This window comes from Vibrio sp. 10N.247.311.14, from assembly GCF_041467715.1.
GTDB classification, from domain to species: Bacteria; Pseudomonadota; Gammaproteobacteria; order Enterobacterales; family Vibrionaceae; genus Vibrio; species Vibrio crassostreae_C.
Genome location: NZ_JBFSVE010000056.1, coordinates 1 through 25,433, shown reverse-complemented (window position 1 = coordinate 25,433; position 25,433 = coordinate 1). Strand labels below are relative to the sequence as shown.

Genomic DNA, 25,433 nt, shown 5'->3' with positions numbered 1-25,433 from the left:
ATGATTGATTAAGACCACATTGACAGGGAGAGTAACGGTGAGCGACGTGGAAAAGTTGGATTTAAATCTATTGAGCGTGTTCTTAGAAGTGTATCGATTAAAGTCGATCACGCTTGCATCAGAATCGCTTGGTATGACTCAGCCTGGGGTTAGCGGGGCATTGAAGCGATTGCAATCTCAGCTTGATACCGACCTGTTTATTCGTGAAGGGCGTGGGATTATTCCGACCAACGCTGCGGTGCAACTGGCAAACCGAGTGGAACCTGCCCTTGAAGGCATAACCAGTGCAGTTAGTACCTTAAAGCAGTTCGATAATCAGCAGCATCATGTGTTTCGAATTCTGGTGAATGAGATCGGTTTAACCAAGCTTCAACCCCTTGTCGAGCAAGATGAAACGTTGGGGAGTATCTCTATCGAGTTCAATATGGTGCCGAACAACGAAGAAGAGCTTCTTCAGAGTTTAAGCATGCAGCAAGCTGATCTGGCGATCGATATTCACTACCCACAAGTGAATGGTTATATGAACCAGCAAGTGATCGAAGATGAGCTCGTATTGATCGCCAAGAAAGGGCACCCAAGGATTGATGGTTCGGTAACGGAAGAGCAGTACTATCATGAGAAACACATCACCTTCAGAATGCGTCGCTCTCGCCTCTATACCGCAGATTACTTTACAAAAAGCCCGATACAGCAACGAAAAGTCAGTTCCGAATGTGATTCATTGATGACGATGTGTGTGTTGGTCTCTGGTTCAGACTGTGTTGGTAGCACGTCTCGTGATTTTGCTAATCAGTTTGCGGAGCGATTCCAACTGCAAGTGCTCGCCCAGCCTTTCGAGGTCTTGCCCATGAAGCAGTATATGATTTGGCATAAGAGAACCGATTTGAATCCTGCTCATCAGTGGTTGAGAAACAGGATTCAACAATACATGGCCGACTAACGAGCCGCTCTTGCTGCTCGTTTCTGTTTGGCGCCCTCTATCATCTTAGACGGCGTCATTCCGGTTACTAACATAGTACCAGTGATAACAAGAATTGAACCAACCACTGTGTTGATACCAATCGCTTCATCTAAGAAAAGGTTGCCCCATAAGATGCCAAAAACAGGAATCAAGAAGGTGACAGATAGAGCCGAAGGCGCACCAAGTTCATTGATGAGGTTGAAATAAAGTAGGTACGCTAACCCGGTACATACTGCACCCAATAAGATGACCGATGTGGTGATAGTGAGATCGGGGGCTTCTCGCATTGGCATGAAAAATACAAATGGCAATACGATTAACACCGCTGCCCACATGCTGCCGTGGGCATTGTTGAAGGCTTCAACTTTAGGTGCTGTTTTGGTGTAGTTAGACGCGATACCGTAGCTAAATGCGGCCATCACGGCTGCAAAGATTGGAAGAATTGCTTCTTGGCCAATATTGAACGCATCCCAACCGACTAACACGCCAACTCCTGTTACCCCAATCCCAAGTCCCAATAGAACTTTCGCCTCGAGTGCAGTTTTGGTCCATATGGCTCCAATGATTGCCGCCCATATCGGTGCTGTGGAGTTCAGAATCGCGAGGGTTGAAGCATTCAGTGTTTGAGCCGCATAAGCGAAACACAAAAAAGGAAGTGCGGTGTTAAACAAACCGAGAATGAAAAAGTGTTTCGAATGAGCATTAAATGAGAGCTTTCTCTTTAGATAAAAAGAAACCAAAAGTAGGGTGATTGCCGCACACAAAACTCGCGCTTCAATTAGGACCGCAGGGCCTAAAGGATTCGCTGCAATTCTCATGAAAAGGAACGAGCCTCCCCATATGGCAGCTAGCATGATCAGTTTTAAAAAGCTCACAGTTAAATCTCGGAATGTGTAAAACACCGACTATTGATCAAAGCTATATATTACACAAGCTTAGATATTAATACTGTGCAGCTAATTGTTGTGATTTTGATAACCAAACGGCTTGCTAAATAGGAACACTTTTGATGAATTCTGTTCTGTTTATCCTTCCTGATTTGGCGGGTAATCTAGCGTTAGACATCAAACTTAGGCAAACAAAATGAAGATTGAACACATCGCAATTTGGACCAAAAAACTCGAAGTTTTGAAGAGATTTTACGAAGACTATTTCGGTGCGACATCGAACTCAAAATATCACAACCCAACCAAAGGGTTTTTTTCGTACTTCCTCTCATTTGAAACTGGAAGCCGCCTAGAGATCATGGAAATGGATTCGGTTCCTGAATCGAAAGATGACATCTATGATCAGTTTACAGGCTTTGTTCATATGGCGATTTCACTCGGGTCGGAACAAGCGGTCGATGCACTCACTCAACGCTTGGTCGAAGACGGCTATGAGCGCTTAGATGGCCCAAGAAAAACAGGCGATGGCTATTATGAGAGCTGTATACTCGATCCAGATGGTAATCGCTTGGAACTTACCGTTTAATGGAGGGAGCTTGAATAGCTTTTAACTCACCAACGGAACTGAGGTATGACAATGATGAAGCTTGCTGTGACTTTCCTTTTTAGTCTTGGGCTTATGGGATGTGCTACCTCAGAACCGGTGTATGAGCAGGAGGCGGACTCAAAGCCTGAACCATCACAACCCATAGGTTACCTCGGTTTTAAAGCTCACCAAGAGTGGGCGATTCAATTCAATGATTGCACGGTCTACGATTTAATCGGTGCACAACCTTACCAGTGGTTTGATCGCACTTCAGCCTCTGTGAGCTGTTATACGTTTAAGCCAAACGATGCCATCGAGCCTTTATCTGTCTATGCCGACGCAAACTTCGACAGCAATAAGCTAGCCCCGATTAACCTATTTCAAGAGCTGCAGGTATCAGAGTCTGGCTGGGGCAAGTTTCCTGCCGTCTATGAGACCAACGGTACCAATTGGCTGAAAGTCAAAGAGGGTTGGATTCACCTCACACTAGCCGATCAGACACTCGTTCAGTTCTACCCTGGCACTCAAGACCAATCTGGCAAATCACTGCATGATCAGTATTTTGAACAGCATTGATCGTAATGCTGACTGTTGATTAGTCTGTAGTTCGATCAAAAAAGATCTTTTAACTATTGCTGAAACCGGTTTCAAACTGTATCTTTTCTTTTATTGAAATCGGTTTCAGAGTTGCAATGAGCTCTCTAATCCTGATCTTTTTCACGAATAACTTGTAGCGAGTAATGGTATGAACAACGAATTTCCGAACGATTTTTTATGGGGCGGTGCAGTAGCAGCGCATCAACTAGAAGGCGGCTGGGATGCGAATGGTAAAGGTGTCAGTGTTGTTGATGTATTAACAGCGGGCGCTCATGGTGTACAACGTCGAATCACCGATGGCGTGATTGATGGCGAAAACTATCCTAACCAAGTCGCAGTGGATTTCTACCATCGCTACAAAGAAGACATTAAGTTATTCGCTGAGATGGGCTTTAAGTGTTTCCGTACCAGTATCGCGTGGACGCGTATCTTCCCAAATGGCGATGAAGCTGAACCGTGTGAAGCGGGATTAGCGTTTTACGATGATCTGTTTGACGAGCTGTTGAAATACGACATTCAGCCTGTGGTAACACTGAGCCACTTTGAAATGCCTTACCATCTAGCTAACGAATATGGTGGCTGGATGAACCGTAAAGTGATCGACTTCTTCGTTAAGTACTCAACTACGGTGATGGAGCGTTACCAGCACAAAGTGAAATACTGGATGACGTTTAACGAGATCAACAACCAGATGAACACCTCGGCAGACATCTTCGGTTGGTTGTGCTCTGGCGTGAAGTTCCCGCAATGTGAAAAGCCGCAAGAAGCGATGTATCAAGCGGTTCACCATCAGTTTGTTGCCAGTGCTTTGGTGGTTAAGAAAGGTCACGAGATCAATCCAAATCTTCAAATTGGCGCAATGTGTGCGATGGTGCCTTTCTATCCTCGTTCTTCAAAGCCAGAAGACATCATGGTGGCACAGCAAGCGATGCGTGACCGTTATTTCTTCTCGGATGTAATGGTGCGTGGTCATTACCCAAATTACGCTAAGCATGACTGGGCAATCAAAGGCTTCAATATTGAGATGCAGCCCGAAGATGAGCAGATCCTAAAAGAAGGCAAGGCTGATTACTTAGGCTTTAGCTACTACATGTCTAATACCTTGGATTCTTCTTCTCACCAATCGACTGAAGAAGCGATGGACGGCGGTCATGAAAACTCGGTCGATAACCCGTTTATCCAGTCTAGCGATTGGGGCTGGCCAATTGACCCAACCGGTTTGCGTTACTGTTTAGCGTCTCTGTATGAACGTTATGAAGTGCCATTGTTCATCGTTGAGAACGGTTTTGGCGCGGTTGATACCATTGAAGAAGATGGCAGCATTAATGACGATTACCGCATTGCTTACCTTGGCGACCACATCAAAGAGATGAAAAAAGCCGTTTCGATTGATGGTGTTGATTTGATGGGCTATACCCCTTGGGGCTGTATCGATTTAGTTTCGTTCACCACGGGCGAGATGAAAAAACGCTACGGATTCATTTACGTAGATAAGCACAACGATCAATCTGGCTCACTAGAACGCAAGCGCAAGAAGTCTTTCGAGTGGTATAAAGGTGTGATTGCATCTAACGGTGCCACTATTTAGAATGCATTCCCCAGCGCAGTTATGTGAACTGTGAGCTGTCATTTTGCAATGAATTAGTCGGCCTATGTCGGCTAATTTTTTATAAAGGAAAAGAAGCGAATGGTAACCATGCTTGATGTCGCAAACCGCGCAGGCGTATCTAAATCGACCGTTTCTCGTGTCTTAAATGGCAAGAACATCGTGCGCCCAGATGTGGTGAAAAAGGTATTTGATGCGATTCAAGAAACAGGTTATCGACCGAACTTGTTGGCTCAGCAATTGGCGACCAAGAAGACCAATTTCATCGGCTTTGTAATTACCAATGAGTTGTTCAATGGCCCTTACTTCTCTTCCTTGATGTATCACGCGGCTTCTTATAGCGAAAAGTCGAATCACCAATTGGTGATCACCGATGGCAAACACAGCGCTGAAGACGAAAGAAAGGCGATCAATTTCCTGCTTGATATGAAGTGCGCGGGCATCATCATCTATCCGCAATGTTTAACCGAAAGCGAGATAGCTCAGATCATCGAAAGCACTGACACTCCGATTCTGGTACTCAACCGAGAAATGCCGTCGAAGCCCAATCATTCTATTACCACCGACCATTATCAGAGCGCTTGTTTGATGGTTGAACACATCATCGAGCAGGGTCATACCGATATTGCAGTGATTCGTGGTAAAGCCGGTTCTTCGACCGATGAGCTGCGTTACCAAGCCTATCAAGATGTGTTAACTAAACATGGTGTTGCATTGGATGAGTCCAACGTTGTTCAAGGTGATTGGACGATGGAGAGCGGTTATCACGCGGCTCAAGCTTTGGCAAAAAGCAGAACCACATTCACTGCTATCTTGTCTGAAAACGATGATATGGCGATTGGTGCGATTAAGGCGTTAACCGAACTTGGGTACTCATTGCCTCAAGATGTTTCGATCGTCGGCTTTGATAACAGCAAAGTGGGGGCGTTTTTAACGCCAAGCTTAACGTCTGTGAGTGTGCCATTAGAGCAAATGACGCAAAAGGCGATCCTGCAAATTGTCGGTGAAACAGAGCAAGCGACCACCATCAATACCACTGGTAGTTTGGTGTTACGTGATTCGATAGCGAAGCTAAATTAGCACTGTTCGAATTTCATATTTTACCTACAAAAAGTGACGAGCTGCGCATCTCTTAAACCAAGCTCAAACACTCCTTATTCACTGTTATTTAGATGTGCGATATTGCGTTTTTGGTCGATGAATTGACCACCATTAGTTAAGTAATGTGAAGCTAGATAAGTAATATGAAAATAGCTAATTGATGTGAGAACAGGTAAGTAACGTGAAAACAGAAAAACAAAAAATGCTAGCAGGTGAACCTTATCAGGCTTGGGATAAAGAGCTTTATGCAGCTCGTATCGAATGTCGCAAGGTGCTTCAAAAACTCAATAACAGTATTCCTGACACACCCGAATGGCAAGCAGCAACGCAAGAGCTGATTCCGGGCTGTGAAAATGCGCATTTAGAACCTCCATTTCGTTGTGACTACGGCTCGAACATCAAGTTAGGCAAGAACTTCTACGCTAACTTTAACTGCGTGATTTTGGATGTGGCTGAAGTGACTATTGGCGACAATGTGCTGCTTGGTCCGAACGTTCAAATCCTGACTGCAGGTCACCCACTCGATGTGAAAGGCCGTGTAGAAGAAGGCGTTGAGTTTGGCACACCGATTAATGTTGGCAACAATGTTTGGCTTGGCGGTGGTGTAATTATCTGCCCCGGTGTCACCATTGGCGAAAACAGCGTGATTGGCGCGGGCAGTGTCGTAACCAAAGACATCCCAGCCAATGTGGTTGCAGTCGGTAATCCATGTAAAGTGCTGAAAGCGATCGATAACGAGTAATAATCAGATTGAATTGATAAAGCCCGAACCTAGGTTCGGGCTTTGTTTTTTCTATTCTTGCTAGATGCTAGATGCTAGATGCTAGATGCTAGATGCTAGATGCTAGATGGAACAGCTTGTTGTGCTTGCTTCTTATCTAACGCACCACTGAATCGAGTCAGAACAAGAGCGATCAAAACGATCACAGCACCTACCCAAGGGGTGTTCATTAATCCAGATTTCGCGACAATCAAACCACCACCCCATGATCCCAATGCAATACCGACGTTGAAGGCTGCAATGTTCAACCCAGAAGCGACATCGACGGCGTCAGGTGTGTATTTCTCAGCCAGTTTCACAACATACACTTGTAGCCCCGGAACGTTACCGAATGCAAATGCACCCCAAACCAAAATAGTCGCAACGGCTGCATAAGGGTTTACAGCGGTAAAGTTGAATACCACCAATACTGCGGCTAAACCAGAGAAGATAACGGTCAGCGCTTTAATTGGGCCCATCTTGTCAGCCATCTTACCACCCCAGATGTTACCTACCGCGACTGAAACACCGTAAACCAACATGATTAAGCTGATTGAGCTCGAATCAAATCCTGATACATTTTCCAGTATTGGAGCAAGGAACGTAAACGCTGTGAATGTGCCGCCATAACCCAGTGCTGTGATAGCGTAAACCAACAGTAAGCGTGGTTGAGTTAGAACCTTTAGTTGTGCTGAAATCTTCGCCGCTGGTGGTTGCTTAAGGTTGTTTGGAACCAAGATAGCACTACCGATAAGAGCAATAAGGCCAAGCAGAGCAACGATCAAGAAGGTCGCTTGCCAGCCAAAGGTTTGCCCGATATAAGTGCCCAGTGGTACGCCGGTTACCAATGCAACCGTTAAACCTGTAAACATGATCGCAATGGCACTGGCTGCTTTATCTTTTGAAACCAAACCTGTCGCGATGGTCGATCCAATCGAGAAGAACACGCCATGGGCAAGGCCAGTCAAAATTCGTGCGGCGATCAGCGTGTTATAACCCGGAGCTTGCCACGCCAATAAGTTACCAATGACAAACAATGCCATCACGGTTAGCAATACCGCTTTACGATTCCACTTTCCGGTTAATGCCGTTAATACTGGTGCGCCAATAGCAACGCCAAGCGCGTATAAACTGACTAATAGGCCTGCCGATGGCAGAGATACATTCAAGTCGCTCGCCATGGTAGGAATCAAGCCTACGATGACAAATTCTGTGGTTCCGATGGCAAAGGCGCTGAGCGTCAATGCAAGTAATGCTAATGGCATAATCATCTCTCTTACTGTTCTTTGTTAAATACCGAGCGCGATAAAATGGGGCAGCTTGTGACTGCAATAGGAGCGCTTCGTTTGATGGCGAGGATTATCTAGCAATATATATTTGTGATAAATGCCATCATTAACAAATAACCTTTGTGTTATTTGCAATAATTGGAGAGTTAGCCGATCATTGGATTAAGCTGATGAGATCGAAAAGACTCAGATGATTTGAGCTGTGATGAGCACAAGCGAGATGACATTAAACAAAATGAAGATAGCGAAGGAGCCTCATGTTAACCCGTTCAGATGATTTAGAAATGGTACTCACCGTTGTCGATGCTGGTGGTTTTTCTGCGGCGGCAGAGGCGCTGGATGTGCAGGTCGCCAAGGTGTCTCGTTCGGTGAGTAAGGTTGAGTCGCAACTCGGCGTCTCAATATTCAACCGAACAACAAGACGCGTGGAATTGACGGAGGAAGGAAGGCAGTTTGTCGATTCAGTCAGGGTGGGATTACAGATGATTCAGAGCGCGGAAGAAGAAATCGTGTCGCGCGGAGAGTTGCCAAAAGGTCGTTTAAGAGTCGATGCCGCCAGTCCATTCGTATTCCATCAGCTAGTGCCGTTGGTGCAGTCATTCAAAGAGGCTTACCCAGACATTGAGTTGGAACTCACTTCCAACGAAGGCTTCGTTGATCTTCTCGAAAAGAGAACCGATGTTGCGATTCGAATCGGTAAGTTGTCCGATTCAACATTGCACGCTCGCCCGTTAGGAAAAAGTTTACTCCATATTGTGGCGTCACCTGATTATCTCGCTAAGCGTGGGCTACCCACCAAACCTGAAGATTTGAGTTCGCATCAAATTGTGGGATTTTCGGGTAACAAAGTGCTTAACCATTGGCCTTTGCCAAACCAAAGTTATGTCGCGCCTACTGTGACAGCCAGTAATGGTGAAACGGTGCGTCAACTGGTATTAGCTGGAAATGGGATAGCTTGTTTATCGGGGTTTATGGTGCAGGAAGATATGGCAGCAGGTCGCCTAATCCCTATTCTGGAACAAGACAAACTTGCCAACACAGACCGAGAGCGAGTGAATGCGGTTTACTACAAGTCGTCATCGGTCTCTAAACGTATCTCGGCGTTTATCGATTTTATTCAGCCCCGTTTGAAGCTCTAACTAAGGCAGTTGACGATATCCGCATAAATGAAAAAAGCCCCGCTGACGTGCAGCGGGGCTTTCAAATCGAACTCGATAGCTTGTCAGTGTGCTTTCTAGTAACAGACTACTGAAACTGTACTTAAGCGATCTTAGTCATCTCGTTAAGTGTAAATGACGTAACACTACCTTCGGTTGCTGCCATGTATTCAGCAAGGTGGGTATTACCCATGTGTGTTTGCCAAAGTTCACGCGACGTCCAGTTTTCGTAGAAAGTGAAATGTGCTGGGTTTTCATTGTCTTGGTGAAGGTCGTAGTTGATGCAGCCTTCTTCAGCGCGAGTAATATCAATCAGCTTTAGCAGCTCTGCTTTAACCAATTCAATTTTGCCTTCGTTAGCGACGATGTTTGCGACGATAGTTAGTTGAGTCATGTTGGTACCTATATTATTTTTCACCGAAATGGTGATTTGTCTGTGTTTACAGTGCCACTCTTTGTTCATTGAGCTGCAGTCTGTGTCGATGGATAAATAATAGTGGGAATATTTGAAACGATAAACAGTGCTACATTTGAATTATTGTCAAAAAATAATTGATAATAACTTGGGAATTATGTGCTACTAGGCGTAGGTGAGGAGTATTTAGAAGCCGCCCGCCCACGCATCAAAATCGTCAATGTTGTCGAGCTCTTCTTTAGTTCTTGGGGCTGGGTAATAAGGCAGAGCCAATCTTTGAGTGGAAGGTTGCAGTTCCCAATCGGGTGTAATCTTGAGTCGGGTTAATTCATCGTTGAGGCGCACAAACATATAGTAGCCGTCGGCATGGGTATTGGCGTAACTCGCGATAGTTGCGATATCACCAGAAGGTAACTTTACGTCTCGACCTAGTGGATAGAGTTGGTGCAATGCGAAACTCACTTTGGGATCTTCAAGTTTGCCTTGCTTAAAGCGTTCTAATCCGATGGCGGTTGAAGTAGTGCGCGGCTTCCACCCTGTGAGGAGCAATCCACTCAAGTTATCTTGGAACGGCTTACCCTTTCGATTGCCTTCATTGGTAATGAATTGAACCGTCAGCGTGTCTCCCGATTCTTGCAGAATTTCTAAAAACTGTTCACCAGTGCGATCGACCAAAAGCTTCATAATATCCAGCTACCATCAAGAATGAGAGACGATAAAGGGTACTACTATAGGGAAGGCTTGTGTAGGGACGATAAAGGTTATGTAGCGTGAACAATGTTTTCGGTGTTGATCCTTTCATGCCCTTAGTTCAACAACAGCTTTAGCGCTTACGTAAGTAATGAGTTTGCACGATCTCATATAAGTAAGTCGACACGCCTGTTAGTGTGAAATCAAGCGGTGAAACTAGATCTCCAAACAATGGTGAAGCATCACCCAGACCGAATAGAGCTCACCATTGACATGGTCGAAAAGCCGCTGAGTTTATACTGTTTGGTACTCACCCAACTTAAGTGATTTGTGGGCCAATTTACCGACCTTTAAATTTATACTGGATAATTACCTATAAATTTCAGGCTTTAGCAGTAATAATCAATGAATAGATCGGAATAGCTTGTTCATTGAAAAGCTGTACGGAAAGTTTCTAAAGACGCCATCGTGAAAAGGAAGTCAGATACATGCCTGTGCTCCAACGCATCAGTTTAACGTTAATCTTAATCGCCGTTTTAGGTGGGTGTTCTTCACTTCCTGAAGGCATCGATCATCCAACAGAACCGCCAACCTCTCCTGCACCTAGTTCTTTATCGGTTCTAACCAATGAATTTCAGCCTGAAGCTTTAGAGCAAGGCACCACTGCGGTTCGTCTGCAAGAGTCTGGTTGGGATGCCTTGGCACAGCGATTAGCGCTGGTCGAAAGTGCCGAGCACACCATCGACATTCAATACTACATCTGGAACTCTGACGAATCGGGCAGCTATCTCGCTAGCCGTTTGTTAGCCGCGGCTGAGCGTGGTGTGAAGGTGCGCGTAATGTTGGATGATATCAACCTCAACGAACGTGAAGGTTTGCTGTCGGCACTGGATGCGCACCCGAACGTCGAGATTCGTATCTTCAATCCAACGCCAACACGCCGTGGCTTCAGTAAATGGCTGAGCTTTGTCGGTGACTTTTCTCGCTTAAATCGCCGTATGCACAATAAGTCGTTTACCGTAGATGGTACTTTGTCTGTGGTGGGTGGCCGTAATATCGGTGATGAATACTTTGACCTTTCTGATGAAATCAATTTCCGAGACCGCGATGTATTAGTCATGGGCTCGGTAGTTAACACCATCCAAACCAGTTTTGTTGAATACTGGAACAGTCGTTGGTCTTACCCTGTCGATATGCTGGGGGATGACGAACAACCTGATCTCTCGAAGATAGATAATATTGTCGTTCCGCATTATCAAAATTACCCGGAATTGCCACTAGATCGTAAGGCTGCTGATAGTTTGCTGAAAGAGGTGATTGGTGAGATGGCATGGGTGAATGCGCGTTTTGTTTACGATCAGCCTGTTCCTGATGATTCAGACAATACCGATGAACCGAAAGCGACCGCGATTCTTCTAGGTAAGTTAGCGAGTGAATCGAAACAAGAGATCTTATTGGAATCGGCTTACCTTGTATTCGATGATGGTCAGCTTGAAGAGTGGCAAGTGTTGAACAATAAGGGCGTTGAGATAAAAGCGCTAACGAACTCTATGGCGTCTAATGATCTGGTGACCAATCACTCCGCTTATGCGGGTAGACGTTACGATATGTTGGAGCATGGTATCGACCTGTTTGAGCTAAAACCAGAATCTAAGCTGTGTGAAGCATCGACTCAAGACGCGTCTAAATGTGCGCCTGAGACGGCCTATGGCTTGCACGCAAAGTCAGTCGTATTTGACCGCAGCATCGCGAGCATCGGCTCATTTAACTTCAACTTGCGTTCTACCTACCTCAATACGGAATCGGTTTTGATCATCGAGAACAAAGAGATTGCTGAAATGTTAGCTGACACCATTGAGCAAGCGATGAGTGAAGATAATAGCTGGCGCTTGGAACTGGAAGACGGTGATGTGTATTGGTATTCAGGCGATCAACGTTGGGACAGCGAACCTGACACTGGTCAATGGGAACGAATGCAATCAGGTTTCCTACAGTTGTTACCGATTGAGAAATATCTGTAAGCTAGCCGCCTCCGGATAAATAAAAATGTCAGCGTATATTACGCTGACATTTTTGTTTGTACTGTTGTTTGCTGTGGTTTGTTGCAAGCTCTTAACGGCTTAACGCTTGGTCAGCTGCTTGCTGTTCAAGTAAGGCAGGATATGCGGGCGAGATTCGCCAGACAGCTTTTGAGTGATCTGTTGTGACCAACTGATCTGCTTTTGGTTGCTTGAACGGCTTGCGTAGTAGCTCTGCATTGAATCATCGTAGCTGGCAATGTCATCTAGGCTCAGCGGTTGGTATTGGTTTTCGTGCATAATTACGTGAGCAGGAAGGCGAGGCTTAACCTCTGGTTGTTGTGCCGGGTGACCTAAGCACATTCCGAACAATACGGCGGTGTGTTGTGGCAGTTCTAGCAGTTCATCCACTTGTTGTGCGCTGTTACGTAACCCGCCAATGTATACGCCACCTAAACCTAGAGACTCAGCAGCCAACATGCAGTTTTGCGCCATGATGCCAGAATCTACCGCGCCAATTAGGGTCAGTTCAGTAAAGTCGGTTTTCACTTCAGGGTTGATTTGAGCGTGGCGCTGATAGTCGATACAGAACACTAAAAACTCAGCCGCATTCTCAACGTAAGCTTGGTTACCTGCGTATTCTGCTAGCAGTTTACGCTTCTCTGTGTCTGTCACTCTCACGATAGAAACAGCCTGCAGTAAGCTCGATGATGAAGCCGCGAGACCAGCCTGAATAATCACATCAAGTTGTGCTTTTTCAATCGGTTGATTTGTATATTGACGAATGGAGCGGTGCCCCAGAATAGTTTCAATCGTGCTGTTCATAACTCTCAGACAGTCCTTGTGATGATGGCGTAGAGAATCACAATAACGACAATTACCATGAGCGTAAAGAGTGTTTGAGCCTTTCTGGTTGACATATTTCAGCAGCGCCAGCCCAGTTTTTGAGATTCTATTTATAATCGATTAATGCCAGCTGCTATGCCGCTGGCATTTTATTATTGAGTGAAACTTGCTTCGAAATAGGCACTAAATGCTCAGAACTGTCGGATAAAATAGGGCATACTGGACTGAATGTATAAACCCAAGAAATTAACCACGCGCATGAATCTAATCTGCCTCAACGACCCTTTTTCTCTTCCTAATGGTCAAGTGATCAAAAATCGCCTGTTCAAATCGGCAATGAGTGAACAGCTAGGTGATAAACACCATAACCCTAAGCAAGGTTTAGTCACGCTCTATCAGCGTTGGGCTCGAGGAGGAATTGGCCTATCCATGACGGGTAACGTGATGGTCGATAGAGGCGCGCTTGGTGAGCCTAAAAACGTGGTGTTAGATGAGCAAAGTGACTTAAGCGTATTTCGTGAGTGGGCGAAGGCTGGAACACAAAATGGTTCGCAGATATGGATGCAATTGAACCACCCAGGAAAGCAAATCCCTAAATTCTTATGTGATAGCCCGGTTGCGCCTTCGGCTATCTCTTTAGAGCGTGGATTAGAAAAAGGTTTCAATACGCCACGAGCTCTGACTGAGACGGAAATAATCGCAATCATTGATAAATTTGCGCTGAGTGCAAAGCTATCAAAACAAGCGGGTTTTACCGGTGTGCAGATCCACGGTGCTCATGGTTATCTCGTGAGTCAGTTTTTGTCTTCAAGACATAATCAACGCCAAGACAAATGGGGTGGCTCACTCGAAAACAGACTTCGTTTCGTGCTTGAGGTTTATCGCGCGATTCGAAAAGAGGTCGGTGACGATTTCCCTGTCGGAATTAAGCTCAATAGTGCTGATTTCATGAAAGGTGGCTTCACTGAAGAAGAGTCGATGCAGGTTGTGCAAACACTGAGTGATAACGGTATCGACCTGATTGAGATCTCCGGCGGCACCTATGAAAGTCCATCAATGATGGGTTCGAAAAGCAAAGCTGAACCAATCAAGGCCAGCACGGTAAAACGTGAAGCGTATTTTATGGATTACATGGTGAAGGCGAGAAAACTCGTCAGCACTCCGCTGGTGGTCACGGGTGGTTTTCGAACTGCGCAAGCAATGAATGAAGCATTAAACTCCTCGGCGACCGATTTTATTGGTATTGCGCGCACAATGGCGGTTGATCCTGATTTCCCAAACAAGTTAATTGAAAACCCTAGCCACGGCATGCCGCTAACGGTGCCAACCACAGGAAAACCCGCATTAGACAAAGTGGCGATGGTCGGGCTGGTTTGGTATGAACATCAGATGTGGCGCATTGCCTCTGGCAAGAACGCCGACCCAAAACTAAGCGCACTCGGTGTGGTGTTAAAAACAATTTTCAGCGCTGGTTGGCACGCTTTCAAAAAGCGCAGAGCGTAAGCAGTCATGGATTGTTAAAGCAGAACTTTGAGGAATTGAAGTTCTGCTTTTTTGTTTGTCTCCTTTTAAGTTCTCGATAAATACATCGCAGAGCACCCTCAGCCAGCTTAGCTGTGGTACTAATCTAATACCAACATGAGCATTGGTTATAGTGTTCATAAGTGGCAAATCAGAGTAGACCAACTAGGATGAATTGAATTAAACCCTACAATTAATTCAACAACATGGTAGTTGCTATGAAGAAAATAACCCTCTTATCTGTCGCGATCTTATCCAGTCTCTCTTTCTCATCTTTTGCTAAAGATTGTGATCCCAACTTGCTGCCTTCTTGGAAGGACAGCGAGAGCAAATCCGCTATCGTCGACTTTGTTGGGCAAGCCACTAAAGCTGAGTCTGATACGTTCGTGGCAATTGAAGATCGCATTGCCGTGTTCGATAACGACGGTACGCTTTGGTCGGAAAAGCCTTATTACTTCCAATTAGCCTTTGCACTAGATCGTGTAAAAGAGATGGCGCCTGATCACCCTGAATGGAAAACCGAAGCACCGTTTAAGTTTGTACTCGAAGATGATATTGAGAGCGTTCTGGGCAGCGGTGAAGAAGGGCTATTGAAAATCATCATGGCGACACATTCTGGTATGACTGTTGAGCAATACCAGCAAGACGTTGAGCAATGGCTGACGGTAACAAAAGATAAACGCTTCAACAAAGCCTACACAGACCTTACTTATCAGCCAATGAAAGAGATGCTGACTTACCTGCAAGAGCATGACTTTAAGACTTATATTGTGTCGGGCGGAGGCGTTGATTTCATGAGAGCGTGGGCTCCACAAGCTTATAATATTCCTACAGAGCAAATCATCGGTAGCGCGCTTAAATACAACTACAGCTACAACGATGGTAAGCCAACCGTTACTAAAGACTCGTCCATTTTGACCATTGATGACAAAGCCGGAAAGGTCACTAACATTCAGCATATTATCGGCAAGAAACCTATTCTAGCGGTCGGCAACTCAGACGGTGACCAAGCGATGATGCAATGGGCTACGAGCCAACCCAACTCAATGGCGATGATTGTTCATCACACTGATGCTGAGCGCGAGTGGCAGTACGATCGTGAGTCTCACGTTGGCAAGCTTGATAAAGTGCTAGATGAGGCGAATTCCAGAGAGGATTGGACACTGATCGACATGAAATCCGATTGGTGTGAGGTGTACTAACGCCAAGTATACCCTTGGTCAAAACTTCAAAGGCTCGGATTTTAAATTCGAGCCTTTTTTGTGAGCGGAGGTTTTTGGAATGAATGGTTTGAAAGGAATAAGGTGTTATGGGTTCGCTTTAAGCAAGAACGTACTATAAATTTTCAATGCATGACGGTTTAATCGAGTTAGTCGGAAATTAAAGGAATAGCAAAATGAAAACGATCGGTTTGCTCGGCGGTATGAGTTGGGAGTCGACAGTGAGCTACTACAAATCCATCAACGAGGGCGTTAAAGCCACACTCGGCGGGCTAAATTCTGCAAAGGTTTGTATGTACAGCGTGAACTTCGATGAGATAGAAAAGCTTCAACATCAAGGTCGCTGGGCTGAGACGGCGGATATCTTATCGGACGCGGCTTTATCGGTAGAGAAAGCCGGAGCGGACTTCATCCTGATCTGTACCAATACCATGCATAAGGTCGTTCCTGAGATCGAAGAGAAGATCACTATTCCTATCTTGCACATCGCTGATACCACAGCGCAGAAACTGCTGGAACAAGGAGTGAAGAAAGTCGGATTACTCGGCACGGCTTTCACGATGGAACAAGATTTCTATAAAGGCCGCCTGACTAACAAATTCGGTATCGATGTGGTGATTCCTGATGAGAGTGACCGAGAGAAAGTCCACAACATCATTTATCAAGAGCTGTGTCGAGGCCAAGTAAAAGAAGAATCTCGAGATGTATACCGTCAAATCATTGAGAAGCTAGGCCAACAAGGTGCAGAAGCCGTTATTCTGGGCTGTACTGAAATCGCCCTCCTGATTCAGCAGCAACACACTGATGTTCCCTTGTTTGATACCACAGCCATTCATGCAGAAGCGGCTGTACGTTTGGCGACGAGTGACTAACTTCTAGTTCTTATTCTTAGTTCCATAGCTGTCCTATTTTCGCTCTTGTACGATTTTCATTCGTTGAAGTGAAAGTTTTTTGTACAAAAGCAGGTCGTTAGTTAAAGAAGCGATGCTTTGTTCATTAACCAAGGCCTTATCGGTAGGTAAGGTTTTAGTTAATGATTGAGGTATCCGCGCTTTTAAGCACTATGCTTTAGTCATGACCGAAAGAGGATTTATTATGAAATGGCTTATCTTATCTGTAACGCTATTGTTCGTGGCAGGATGCCAATCGACAGGCTCTGACACGTCTTCACATGATCAAATGAATCGAGTTCATTCTGGTGGTTGTAGCAGCTAATCCTTTTTTGAAAATACTTTTTAGCTGCTGTTATTATCATTTCTGTCACTGTTCTTATAAAGAACTCACTTCTACAAAGCCTTGCGATTACGTGAGGCTTTCTTCTATGTAAAACAACGCATCCCTGCCGATTTATGTTGTAAATTTGTGAATCTGAATTGTCTATATTCTATGCTGTGTACTGGATCTCATTTGTTATTTGACTCCCTTGCTAAGGTTAATAATGAATGCGTAATACCAATCACTTTACTCAACTTAAGAGGTTTCTATGCTAGGTGAAAATCATTCTCTTGTTCACGAATTTCCTGAAATGAAAGATAAAATTGCTGAGCTTGTTAAAACTGACGATGGCTTTGCAGCAGACATGAAGACGTACGACAACCTTGATAAAGAGATTCGTAAGCTTGAGCTGAAAGATTCACCCATTGATGACGGCTCGATGCACCAACTGAAACATGATCGTTCTGTACTGAAAGATGCACTGCATGCACGTTTAACTGGCTAGTGAGTTGGTAATTTTGCTGACTAGCTAAATGGCGAATTGCAGACTTAGACAAAAAACTCCTTCGGGAGTTTTTTTCGTTTTGGCTCAATAGCATCATCACAATTCAACTGAGTTAATACGTTGTATTGTTATGTGAATGACGCATAATGAGGGTTACTGGCACACGATTTTTAAGATTTTATTGGTAATCTCATGAATATTGAACACCTCAAATTGTTTGTTCGTTTAGCTTCCACACATAACATCAGCATGGCTGGGCAAGAGCTTGGTTTGTCTCCTGCTGTTGCAAGCTCGCACATCAGTAAACTGGAAGACAATTTAGGCGTTCGCTTGGTGCATAGAACCACTCGTAAGGTCTCTTTAACCGAAGAGGGGGAAGCATTCTTACCTCATGCTGAAGAAGTGTTATCGAGCGTCGATGCAGCCAAATCGGCGGTCGGTGTGGGTTGTGATTCTCCAACCGGAACGCTGCGAGTTACCGCATCTGCGTCTTTTGGACGTTTGCATCTTGTGCCTGCTTTGCCTGGATTCTTAGAGCGCTACCCTGGGTTAAAAGTCGATCTCAGGTTATCTGATTCGATGGTGGATGTTGTTGAGGGTGGCTTTGATATCGCAATTCGTATCTCGGAGCTGAAAGACTCGACACTGATCGCCCGAAAATTAGCGACAGACAAACGCATTGTGTGTGCATCGCCTGATTACTTAATCAAATACGGTAAGCCAGCCACACCTCAAGATCTTAACGATCATCAGTGTATTAGCCTAATTGGTTTAGAAAACTGGACCTTCAATACTGAAAGTGGGCCTAAGACGATTAAAGCATTGGGATCGTTCAGGGCAGATAACGGAGAAGCACTGCGTGACGCAGCCTCTGGTGGAATGGGTATCACGGTGACGTCGAATTGGTGTGCGTATGAGCAACTGAAAAGCGGTCAACTGATTCAAATATTAGAAGATTACCCATCAACCTCTGAGCCTGCGATTTGGGCGGTGTACCCAAGCACAAGGTTACTTGCGCCAAAGGTGAGAGCCTTCATTGACTACTTCTCTGAATATTATGGCAACCCGCCGTATTGGGAACAAACGTAGAGACAAACGTTGTACGAAAAAGCCCTGTGTTTCTAACTTAATTGATTAGAAAATCAGGGCTTTTTTATTGAGATTTGCAAATCAACTCAGCATGAGTCGTCGCAATTAAGAAAGTGTTGCTTTGATGATCTCTTCAATTTTAGCGACAACTTGCTGTGACTTATCACCGTATATCGCATCTGGGTGCGGGTTCGCAAACGTGTTGTTGTCGTTATCAAAGTATTGACCGCCCGCTTGTGCGAACTCATCAGACAATGATGCGCGAACTAGAATATCAGAACCGATGCTTAGGTCGCCGCCTGCAATGCCGTAAGCGTCTTTCACCATCTTGCTGCCTAATAGCGAAGCTGGGTTGACCGCAACCACCATTGGCCCTGTAGAGCCTAACTCTTTTGCCATTTCACGAGTCCACATAGTGATCGCAAGCTTGCTTTGTGCGTAAGCGTCACCATCAGACATTGGTTTCTTACCTTCTAGCGCTTCGATGTTCACTGCTGCTTGCGCGGCTGAAGACAGGTTCACAACTCGGCTAGATGCATCGAGTACAGGTAGCAGACGTTTAGTCAGATGGTATGGTGAAATGGTATTCACAACAAAACGAACATCTAAACCGTCTTTAGTGATTGGGTTCGGAGTGTTGAACACACCTGCGTTGTTAATCAGTACATCAATCTTATCACGCTCAGCAATTACTTTGTCAGCCAACGCATCCACATCAGCCAGAACAGACAAGTCTGCCACGTAACTTTGAATTTTCGCTTCCGCAGAGATAGCCACAAGTTGCTGCTCTACGTCTTTGAGTTTGCTTGGGTTACGTCCATGCAATAAAACGTGGTGACCTTGTTGAACAAGTACTTTTGCCGTTTCGAAGCCGATACCATCGGTAGAGCCTGTGATCAGAATAACTTTTTGCATGGAATAGATTCCTTATTAAAGCGCTGACATGGTGAGCGTTTTTAAATGTGTCGTTTCATTGAGGTAAAGAATAGCAACCTTTTATGAAGTTGATAATCAACCGGATTAATAAAACACTATTTAGTTTTTGTTGAAAATGGGGGAGTGAACAAAGCCTCAGTCCGTGCGAAGGAGACGATCAATCGAGTTCTTAGGTCGGAATAGCAGGCAATAAAAAAGCTTAGCGCGGGGGACGCTAAGCTTCGTTGTTAAGTATGTTCTTGAACCATGCTTAGGCTGGTGGGGTTAGCCTACTTGAGAAAAGCTCACTACCTTGCTTTGTAGTTTCTCTTTCAGGTAATCCGTCACCGCTTGCTGCTCGGATTCGCTCATGTATAAGCCAAGTTTGGTTCTGCGCCACAAGATGTCTTCATCAGTCATTGCCATCTCTTCATTGATCAAGTAATCGATTTCCACTTGATAAACGCCATGCGCCTCGCTTGAGAACTGGATGCCAAGGTCTGCTTCGCTATTTGCGCCTTCCAGTAGATTCCAAGTGTAAGTACCAAATTGAGTCACGTAGCGAAGCAATAGCGCGTCAGATGCCCAAGGGTATTTAGTGTGGATCATCTTCGCAAGTTGCTCTCTGCTGCAACTAAAGTTACCGCCTGGAAGCGTGTCGTTCGCTGTCCATGGTGCGCCCATGTTGGTTAGGTGTGGTTCTAGCTTGTTCAGTGCCGCTTCGCCGAGTTTACGATAAGTGGTCAACTTGCCACCGAAGATCGAAAGCAGTGGTGCTTGATCTAGCTCTGCGTCCAATTCCAATGTGTAGTCACGAGTGATCGCTTGTGGTGAATCAGATTCGTCGTCACAAAGCGGCCTTACGCCACTGTATGTCCAAACCACGTCTTCACGGCCAAGCTGTTTAACAAAGTGCTGGTTAACGATATCAATTAAGTAATCAACTTCTACATCGTCGATAGCCACTTCGCGAGGATCACCTTTGTATTCAAGGTCGGTTGTGCCGATGATCGAGAACTTATCTAGGTAAGGGATCATGAACACTATGCGGTTATCTTTGTTTTGTAGAATGTACGCTTGTGGTTCGTCATGAACACGCGGCACCACAATGTGTGATCCTTTGATTAGGCGAATATTACGAGGCGAAGCCTGCTCTAACCCATCATCAAAGAACTGCTTAACCCAAGGGCCTGCAGCGTTAACAAGCGCTCTTGCTTTGCGTTCAAAGCGTTGGTTTGTCATCACATCAAGGATCGTCACATGCCAAATACCACCTTCGCGGTGCGCTTTTTCAACACGGCAGTAGTTACGTACTTCTGCGTTGTTTTCTTTTGCTGCCAACACGTTGAGCAATACCATACGAGCATCATCAACCCAGCAATCTGAGTATTCGAAGCCTGTCTTCATTTCTGGTTTCAGTAGCCCTGATTTTGCTAGGTTGACTGTCTTACTTCCAGGAAGAGTGGTGCGCTTACCCAAGTTATCGTAAAGGAATAGGCCACAGCGAATCATCCAAGCTGGGCGTAAAAATGGTCGATGAGGTAAACGGAAACGCATTGGCTGAGCAACGTGAGGCGCTTTTCTTAACAAGACTTCACGTTCAGCGAGTGCTTCCGAAACTAAACGAAACTCATAATGTTCAAGGTAACGTAAGCCACCGTGGATTAGCTTTGAACTTGCAGAAGACGTCGCAGAGGCGAAATCATTTGCTTCGTATAAACCAACGTTTAGACCACGACCAGCAGCGTCTGCCGCGATACCCGCACCATTGATGCCGCCGCCAATAACGATTAAGTCTAGAGTTGAAGATGTACTATTGTTTGAATTAGTTTGTTGAGCACTCATGGTTTTGACCTCTTTCTGAGCGAACGAGCATTTTAGAACATAATTGAATCCTATATGAACTTTCGTTTGCGGTCATTTATTATTTTCGTTTATGCGCGTTTTATGTGATTTGGGCATAAAAAAACCTCTGCTTATGAAGGCAGAGGTTCAAATAAGTCTAATTCGAGCATAGAAGCGACAGTGACAGCGAGCAAGTTTTACTTTATTAACTTTTCTATAAATAATTGTGATTCATTTAAGAAAGTGGCGTCACTGAGCTCTTGTGTTTAGTTATTCGCTCATAGGACGAGCGGTATCGATCACTTCTAATGGTATTGCCGAATCTTTAAGGATGTTGAGAATCTCTTCCGGTGGCTGCTTATTAGTAAACACCATGTGCGCTTGAGAGATATTGCCGAGCTTAACCATGGCGTTACGGCCAAACTTAGTGTGGTCGACGGCTAAGAAGATGCTGCGACTGTTTTCGATGATGGCTTGTTTCACACGAACTTCGTGGTAATCAAAATCGAGCAGTGAGCCATCAAAGTCGATGCCGCTGATGCCTAAGATGCCGAAATCGAGGCGGAACTGCTTTACAAAGTCGAGTGTCGCTTCGCCAACAATACCGCCATCGCGGTTACGTACTTCACCGCCCGCCAAGATAACCTTGATCTCTGGGTTCGGAAGAAGGATGCTGGCAACGTTAATGTTGTTGGTGACGACTCTTAGCTGTTTGTGATTTTTATTGAGTGCACGTGCCACTGATTCTGGCGTGGTGCCGATATCAACGAACAGGGTTGCACCATCTGGGATGTGCTTAACCAGTTCGTCGGCGATCACGTCTTTTTCGTTGAAGTTAAGCGCTTTACGCGTGTTATAAGAGGTGTTTTCCGAGCTTAAAGGAATGGTTGCACCACCATGATAGCGACGAATTTTGTTGCTATCGGCAAGTTCATTGAGGTCTCGTCTGATGGTTTGTGGGCTGACATCGAACTTTTCAACGAGCTCTTCGGTGCTCACATATCCTTGTGTTTTTACCAGGTCTACAATCTGCTGGTGTCTTGGTATCTGCTTCACTTAACTTACCACTCCCTGCACGCTATGGGTTCTAGCGCGTCACAATCGAAAATATTAACTCGCGCTATTGTGCTCGAATTGATGAGGAGAGAGAAGTAATGATGGTAAGGAATTATGCCCAAACCGCAAAAACGTTGATCAAAACATGAAAAATTGGCTCCAAACGCAAAAAAGAGCACAAAATAGTGCTCTTTTTAGTTTCGTTTACTGAGGAACGAACAATTCAATCTATAAGAGAGTGATTATTCGAACGCTCGATTTTACTCTTCGTCGTCATCGTGCAGCTCAGACCAAACTTGTGCACATTTGATAGCACGCTTCCAACCTTTGTAACGGCGGTTACGCTTCTCTTCATCGTGGTGTGGCAAGAACGTACGGTCTAGTACTGCTTTGTCTTGAAGCTCATCGATGCTGTCCCAGAAACCAACTGCTAGACCAGCAAGGTATGCTGCTCCCAGAGCGGTAACTTCAGTTACTTCAGGACGGTGAACTTCTGTATCTAGCACGTCTGATTGGAATTGCATTAGGAAGTTGTTCGCTACTGCGCCGCCATCAACACGTAGGTTTGCTAGCTTGATGCCAGAGTCCGCTTGCATCGCATCCAATACGTCACGAGTTTGGTAAGCAATACCTTCCAGTGTTGCACGAATGATGTGGTTAGAGTTAACACCACGAGTCAGGCCAACAATCGTACCGCGAGCGTAAGCATCCCAGTATGGTGCGCCTAAACCAGTAAACGCAGGGACTACGTAAACGCCGTTTGAAGAATCTACTTTGGTTGCGAAGTACTCAGAGTCTTCTGCGCCAGCCAGTAGCTTCATTTCATCACGTAGCCATTGGATTGATGCGCCGCCCATGAATACTGCACCTTCCAGTGCGTATGCAGGTTCGCCTTTAGGGCCACATGCCAGTGTGGTTAGAAGGCCGTTTTTCGATGTGACTTTCTCTTGGCCTGTGTTCATCAGTAGGAAACAGCCCGTGCCGTATGTGTTTTTCGCTTGACCAGCTTCAACACACATTTGACCGTAAAGCGCTGCTTGTTGGTCACCCGCAATACCAGCGATTGGAATACGAGTACCGCCTTTACCACCAAGGTTCGTTTGGCCGTAAACTTCAGAAGAGCGTTTCACTTCAGGCATCATTGATGCTGGAATACCCATCTCGTCTAGTAGCTTGCTGTCCCAGCATAGGTCGTTGATGTTAAACAACATAGTACGTGACGCGTTAGTGTAATCCGTAACGTGAACACGTCCTTGAGTCATCTTCCAAACCAACCAAGTATCAACCGTACCGAACAGTAGTTTGCCAGTTTCAGCGTCTTCGCGAGCGCCTTCAACGTTGTCTAGAATCCATTTTACTTTGGTACCTGAGAAATACGGGTCAAGGACTAAGCCAGTATTGTCACGTACGTAGTCTTCTAGGCCACGTGCTTTTAGGTCTTCACAGATGTCTGCTGTACGGCGACACTGCCATACGATTGCGTTATAAACCGGCTTACCCGTTTCTTTGTTCCAAACAATGGTGGTTTCACGTTGGTTAGTGATACCAATGCCCGCTAGCTCATCGCTGCGGATGCCTGCTTTAGCAAGCGCTTCAACCAATGTAGAGCTTTGAGTTGCCCAGATTTCCATTGGATCATGCTCAACCCAACCGGCTTTAGGATAAATCTGAGTAAATTCGCGTTGAGAAGAGCTTACGATGTTTGCATCGTGGTCGAGGATTACAGCGCGAGAACTTGTGGTGCCTTGGTCTAGGGCAACAATGTATTTTTGCTCGGTCATGGTAAGAATCCTTTTTCTTTCGTTATTTATATTTTAGTAAATGTAAGGTCGCTTAGGGATTAAGCTTGAGCTTGTTCAGCTTCTTGTTCTGTTTCACATTGGTTTGGAATTGTGCAGCCTTGGCCTTCTACTGGTAGGTAAGCACCGATAACACGTGGGTACAACCAACCCCCAAAACACGCACCAGCAATTGGAGCAAGAATTGGAACGATGAAGTAAGGAATATCACGTGCACCGCTTAGTGCGAAATCCCAACCTGCAAAGTAAGCGAACAGTTTTGGTCCGAAGTCACGAGCAGGGTTCATTGCAAAGCCCGTCAGTGGACCTAAAGAACCACCGATAACCGCGATAAGAATACCGATCAGTAGAGGGTTCATTGCACCGCGAGATGCGCCGTTGTTCTCATCACCTAACGCTAAAATGGCAAACATCAACACTGCAGTAATCACGAATTCCACAGCAAAAGCGCCGAAGAAAGAAAGTGAAGCATGTGGGTAAGTCGAGAAGATACCAGCAGTTGATAGTGCGTCTTGGCTGCTACGAACGAAGTTATGTGCGATTTCGTAGTCAGTAAATAGGTTGCTGTACAGGCTGTAAACCAATGCTGCAGAGCAGAAAGCGCCAAGCAGTTGCGAAATGATGTAAGGCACCACTTTTGCTTTATCAAAGCCATGGAACATGGCCAGTGCAATCGTTACGGCTGGGTTGATGTGTGCGCCTGAAACGCCGGCAGTACAGTAAATTGCAATCGCAACACCGAAGCCCCAGATGATGCTGATTTCCCATTGTCCGAATGTCGCACCAGTTAATACCAGAGCGGCCACACAGCCAACGCCAAAGAATATGAGTAATCCTGTACCGATAAATTCAGCCAAGCATTGCCCAAATAAAGAAGGGTGTTTGTTTGTTGTCATGTTCGAGTCCTTTTTAGTTTTGCTTATCTAGCACGTGTATTGTGCATATATTTGCGAACTCGAAAATAAACGAACATTAAAAGTGAGCGTTTGAGCATAAAATTGTTAATTAAAGTCACTTGAAATGTTAATCCGAACACTTTTGCTCGAAAAAGATGCTCGCATGAACGTCATTGCTCGAATTGATAGGTTGCGAAGCCGCTCAAACTACCTATATGTAAATGAATGCGCAACTGGTACGAGGAGTTTATGTTTGAATTTGTGATGCTACTTCGTGAGTGGCGGATTATTAGACTTAATTAGGGAGGGCTGTGTGATGTTTTTGCTATGTAACAAGGGAGTTAACAAATGAGCTTATATGCATAAATGAATAAACTGCCAACTATGTTGTAGTTTGGCAGTTTTCATTGTGCGCCGAGCATGGCGTTGATCTAGGAGGTGAAAGTCCTCTACGGGCTC

General features: G+C 45.3%; 23 protein-coding genes. 13 read left to right on the top strand and 10 right to left on the bottom strand.

The genetic code is table 11. The features are described from left to right. Window positions 1-37: 37 nt before the first annotated feature. Window positions 38-940, top strand: coding sequence for a LysR family transcriptional regulator (locus AB6F11_RS18030; RefSeq protein ID WP_104216436.1), 903 nt, complete (start codon window positions 38-40; stop codon window positions 938-940). On the opposite strand, the gene AB6F11_RS18025 is transcribed toward AB6F11_RS18030, so the two are convergent. Further along, window positions 937-1,779 (bottom strand): DMT family transporter, encoded by an 843-nt coding sequence (locus AB6F11_RS18025; protein ID WP_240698629.1) that lies wholly within the window; start codon window positions 1,777-1,779, stop codon window positions 937-939. The two genes, AB6F11_RS18030 and AB6F11_RS18025, sit on opposite strands and share 4 nt — an antisense overlap. 265 nt (window positions 1,780-2,044) lie before the next feature. Between AB6F11_RS18025 and AB6F11_RS18020 the strand changes: the two genes are divergently transcribed. The 5 genes from AB6F11_RS18020 (at window position 2,045) to AB6F11_RS18000 (ending at window position 6,480) form a co-directional block, all read left to right on the top strand. Beyond that, a complete protein-coding gene (locus tag AB6F11_RS18020; protein ID WP_104216435.1) occupies window positions 2,045-2,434 on the top strand; it encodes a VOC family protein in 390 nt (129 codons plus the stop codon). 51 nt (window positions 2,435-2,485) lie between these two features. After that, on the top strand, window positions 2,486-3,010 hold the full coding sequence (locus AB6F11_RS18015; protein WP_029235182.1) for a hypothetical protein: 525 nt from the start codon (window positions 2,486-2,488) through the stop codon (window positions 3,008-3,010). A 169-nt stretch (window positions 3,011-3,179) separates the two neighbouring features. Further along, a complete protein-coding gene (locus AB6F11_RS18010; RefSeq protein ID WP_104216434.1) occupies window positions 3,180-4,619 on the top strand; it encodes a 6-phospho-beta-glucosidase in 1,440 nt (479 codons plus the stop codon). 99 nt (window positions 4,620-4,718) lie between these two features. After that, window positions 4,719-5,717 (top strand): LacI family DNA-binding transcriptional regulator, encoded by a 999-nt coding sequence (locus AB6F11_RS18005; protein ID WP_104216433.1) that lies wholly within the window; start codon window positions 4,719-4,721, stop codon window positions 5,715-5,717. A 202-nt stretch (window positions 5,718-5,919) separates the two neighbouring features. Next, a complete protein-coding gene (locus AB6F11_RS18000; protein WP_104216432.1) occupies window positions 5,920-6,480 on the top strand; it encodes a sugar O-acetyltransferase in 561 nt (186 codons plus the stop codon). A gap of 95 nt (window positions 6,481-6,575) precedes the next feature. Here the strand turns inward: AB6F11_RS18000 and AB6F11_RS17995 are convergent, their stop codons facing one another. Further along, window positions 6,576-7,763: an MFS transporter gene (locus tag AB6F11_RS17995; protein ID WP_017067575.1), complete on the bottom strand. Its 1,188-nt coding sequence runs from the start codon at window positions 7,761-7,763 to the stop codon at window positions 6,576-6,578. 281 nt (window positions 7,764-8,044) lie between these two features. On the opposite strand from AB6F11_RS17995, the gene AB6F11_RS17990 reads away from it, so the two are divergent. Further along, the gene (locus AB6F11_RS17990) at window positions 8,045-8,926 is read left to right on the top strand and encodes a LysR family transcriptional regulator (RefSeq protein WP_104216431.1); all 882 of its coding nucleotides are present in this window, start codon (window positions 8,045-8,047) and stop codon (window positions 8,924-8,926) included. A 121-nt stretch (window positions 8,927-9,047) separates the two neighbouring features. Here AB6F11_RS17990 and AB6F11_RS17985 read toward each other — a convergent pair whose 3' ends face one another. Both AB6F11_RS17985 and AB6F11_RS17980 read right to left on the bottom strand, forming a co-directional pair. Beyond that, window positions 9,048-9,338 (bottom strand): putative quinol monooxygenase, encoded by a 291-nt coding sequence (locus AB6F11_RS17985; protein ID WP_104216430.1) that lies wholly within the window; start codon window positions 9,336-9,338, stop codon window positions 9,048-9,050. Between the two features lie 207 nt (window positions 9,339-9,545). Then, window positions 9,546-10,043 (bottom strand): hypothetical protein, encoded by a 498-nt coding sequence (locus tag AB6F11_RS17980; RefSeq protein ID WP_102398569.1) that lies wholly within the window; start codon window positions 10,041-10,043, stop codon window positions 9,546-9,548. A gap of 494 nt (window positions 10,044-10,537) precedes the next feature. Between AB6F11_RS17980 and AB6F11_RS17975 the strand changes: the two genes are divergently transcribed. Then, window positions 10,538-12,070 (top strand): phospholipase D family protein, encoded by a 1,533-nt coding sequence (locus tag AB6F11_RS17975; protein ID WP_104216429.1) that lies wholly within the window; start codon window positions 10,538-10,540, stop codon window positions 12,068-12,070. Window positions 12,071-12,169: 99 nt separating this feature from the next. Here AB6F11_RS17975 and nfsA read toward each other — a convergent pair whose 3' ends face one another. Beyond that, window positions 12,170-12,892 carry an oxygen-insensitive NADPH nitroreductase gene (gene nfsA, locus AB6F11_RS17970; RefSeq protein ID WP_104216428.1) on the bottom strand — a complete coding sequence of 241 codons (723 nt, stop codon included), beginning with the start codon at window positions 12,890-12,892 and terminating at the stop codon, window positions 12,170-12,172. A gap of 279 nt (window positions 12,893-13,171) precedes the next feature. Between nfsA and AB6F11_RS17965 the strand changes: the two genes are divergently transcribed. From AB6F11_RS17965 to AB6F11_RS17945, 5 genes are all read left to right on the top strand, one after another. After that, window positions 13,172-14,416 (top strand): NADH:flavin oxidoreductase/NADH oxidase family protein, encoded by a 1,245-nt coding sequence (locus tag AB6F11_RS17965; RefSeq protein WP_104216427.1) that lies wholly within the window; start codon window positions 13,172-13,174, stop codon window positions 14,414-14,416. A 236-nt stretch (window positions 14,417-14,652) separates the two neighbouring features. Beyond that, complete coding sequence (locus AB6F11_RS17960; protein ID WP_104216426.1) at window positions 14,653-15,636, top strand: HAD family phosphatase; 984 nt, start codon at window positions 14,653-14,655, stop codon at window positions 15,634-15,636. A gap of 194 nt (window positions 15,637-15,830) precedes the next feature. Beyond that, window positions 15,831-16,526, top strand: a complete 696-nt coding sequence (locus AB6F11_RS17955; RefSeq protein ID WP_065583757.1) for an aspartate/glutamate racemase family protein — start codon at window positions 15,831-15,833, stop codon at window positions 16,524-16,526. A 611-nt stretch (window positions 16,527-17,137) separates the two neighbouring features. Beyond that, window positions 17,138-17,374 carry a YdcH family protein gene (locus AB6F11_RS17950; RefSeq protein WP_017067743.1) on the top strand — a complete coding sequence of 79 codons (237 nt, stop codon included), beginning with the start codon at window positions 17,138-17,140 and terminating at the stop codon, window positions 17,372-17,374. A gap of 192 nt (window positions 17,375-17,566) precedes the next feature. Beyond that, complete coding sequence (locus AB6F11_RS17945; protein ID WP_102398426.1) at window positions 17,567-18,463, top strand: LysR family transcriptional regulator; 897 nt, start codon at window positions 17,567-17,569, stop codon at window positions 18,461-18,463. Between the two features lie 105 nt (window positions 18,464-18,568). On the opposite strand, the gene AB6F11_RS17940 is transcribed toward AB6F11_RS17945, so the two are convergent. The 5 genes from AB6F11_RS17940 to AB6F11_RS17920 all read right to left on the bottom strand — a co-directional run bounded on the left by AB6F11_RS17940 (window position 18,569) and on the right by AB6F11_RS17920 (window position 24,974). Further along, window positions 18,569-19,378: an SDR family NAD(P)-dependent oxidoreductase gene (locus AB6F11_RS17940; protein WP_102394239.1), complete on the bottom strand. Its 810-nt coding sequence runs from the start codon at window positions 19,376-19,378 to the stop codon at window positions 18,569-18,571. A 285-nt stretch (window positions 19,379-19,663) separates the two neighbouring features. Next, window positions 19,664-21,223: a glycerol-3-phosphate dehydrogenase gene (glpD, locus tag AB6F11_RS17935; protein WP_102394240.1), complete on the bottom strand. Its 1,560-nt coding sequence runs from the start codon at window positions 21,221-21,223 to the stop codon at window positions 19,664-19,666. 270 nt (window positions 21,224-21,493) lie between these two features. Next, on the bottom strand, window positions 21,494-22,279 hold the full coding sequence (locus tag AB6F11_RS17930; protein ID WP_017096306.1) for a DeoR/GlpR family transcriptional regulator: 786 nt from the start codon (window positions 22,277-22,279) through the stop codon (window positions 21,494-21,496). Between the two features lie 260 nt (window positions 22,280-22,539). After that, window positions 22,540-24,060, bottom strand: a complete 1,521-nt coding sequence (gene glpK, locus AB6F11_RS17925) for a glycerol kinase GlpK (RefSeq protein ID WP_102320695.1) — start codon at window positions 24,058-24,060, stop codon at window positions 22,540-22,542. Between the two features lie 59 nt (window positions 24,061-24,119). Beyond that, window positions 24,120-24,974 (bottom strand): MIP/aquaporin family protein, encoded by an 855-nt coding sequence (locus AB6F11_RS17920; RefSeq protein ID WP_019827050.1) that lies wholly within the window; start codon window positions 24,972-24,974, stop codon window positions 24,120-24,122. Window positions 24,975-25,433 lie beyond the last annotated feature (459 nt).

What these genes read in the sequence shown, in the direction of transcription:
- AB6F11_RS17975 (WP_104216429.1), top strand. Translation starts at nt 10,538, where the DNA reads ATGCCTGTGCTCCAACGCATCAGTTTAACGTTAATCTTAATCGCCGTT.
- AB6F11_RS17945 (WP_102398426.1), top strand. Translation starts at nt 17,567, where the DNA reads ATGAATATTGAACACCTCAAATTGTTTGTTCGTTTAGCTTCCACACAT.
- AB6F11_RS17955 (WP_065583757.1), top strand. Translation starts at nt 15,831, where the DNA reads ATGAAAACGATCGGTTTGCTCGGCGGTATGAGTTGGGAGTCGACAGTG.
- AB6F11_RS18025 (WP_240698629.1), bottom strand. Translation starts at nt 1,779, where the DNA reads ATGAGAATTGCAGCGAATCCTTTAGGCCCTGCGGTCCTAATTGAAGCG.
- AB6F11_RS17920 (WP_019827050.1), bottom strand. Translation starts at nt 24,974, where the DNA reads ATGACAACAAACAAACACCCTTCTTTATTTGGGCAATGCTTGGCTGAA.
- AB6F11_RS17960 (WP_104216426.1), top strand. Translation starts at nt 14,653, where the DNA reads ATGAAGAAAATAACCCTCTTATCTGTCGCGATCTTATCCAGTCTCTCT.
- AB6F11_RS17950 (WP_017067743.1), top strand. Translation starts at nt 17,138, where the DNA reads ATGCTAGGTGAAAATCATTCTCTTGTTCACGAATTTCCTGAAATGAAA.
- glpK (WP_102320695.1), bottom strand. Translation starts at nt 24,060, where the DNA reads ATGACCGAGCAAAAATACATTGTTGCCCTAGACCAAGGCACCACAAGT.
- AB6F11_RS17985 (WP_104216430.1), bottom strand. Translation starts at nt 9,338, where the DNA reads ATGACTCAACTAACTATCGTCGCAAACATCGTCGCTAACGAAGGCAAA.
- AB6F11_RS18015 (WP_029235182.1), top strand. Translation starts at nt 2,486, where the DNA reads ATGATGAAGCTTGCTGTGACTTTCCTTTTTAGTCTTGGGCTTATGGGA.
- AB6F11_RS18005 (WP_104216433.1), top strand. Translation starts at nt 4,719, where the DNA reads ATGGTAACCATGCTTGATGTCGCAAACCGCGCAGGCGTATCTAAATCG.
- AB6F11_RS18020 (WP_104216435.1), top strand. Translation starts at nt 2,045, where the DNA reads ATGAAGATTGAACACATCGCAATTTGGACCAAAAAACTCGAAGTTTTG.
- AB6F11_RS17980 (WP_102398569.1), bottom strand. Translation starts at nt 10,043, where the DNA reads ATGAAGCTTTTGGTCGATCGCACTGGTGAACAGTTTTTAGAAATTCTG.
- AB6F11_RS17965 (WP_104216427.1), top strand. Translation starts at nt 13,172, where the DNA reads ATGAATCTAATCTGCCTCAACGACCCTTTTTCTCTTCCTAATGGTCAA.
- AB6F11_RS18010 (WP_104216434.1), top strand. Translation starts at nt 3,180, where the DNA reads ATGAACAACGAATTTCCGAACGATTTTTTATGGGGCGGTGCAGTAGCA.
- AB6F11_RS17990 (WP_104216431.1), top strand. Translation starts at nt 8,045, where the DNA reads ATGTTAACCCGTTCAGATGATTTAGAAATGGTACTCACCGTTGTCGAT.
- AB6F11_RS17940 (WP_102394239.1), bottom strand. Translation starts at nt 19,378, where the DNA reads ATGCAAAAAGTTATTCTGATCACAGGCTCTACCGATGGTATCGGCTTC.
- nfsA (WP_104216428.1), bottom strand. Translation starts at nt 12,892, where the DNA reads ATGAACAGCACGATTGAAACTATTCTGGGGCACCGCTCCATTCGTCAA.
- glpD (WP_102394240.1), bottom strand. Translation starts at nt 21,223, where the DNA reads ATGAGTGCTCAACAAACTAATTCAAACAATAGTACATCTTCAACTCTA.
- AB6F11_RS17995 (WP_017067575.1), bottom strand. Translation starts at nt 7,763, where the DNA reads ATGCCATTAGCATTACTTGCATTGACGCTCAGCGCCTTTGCCATCGGA.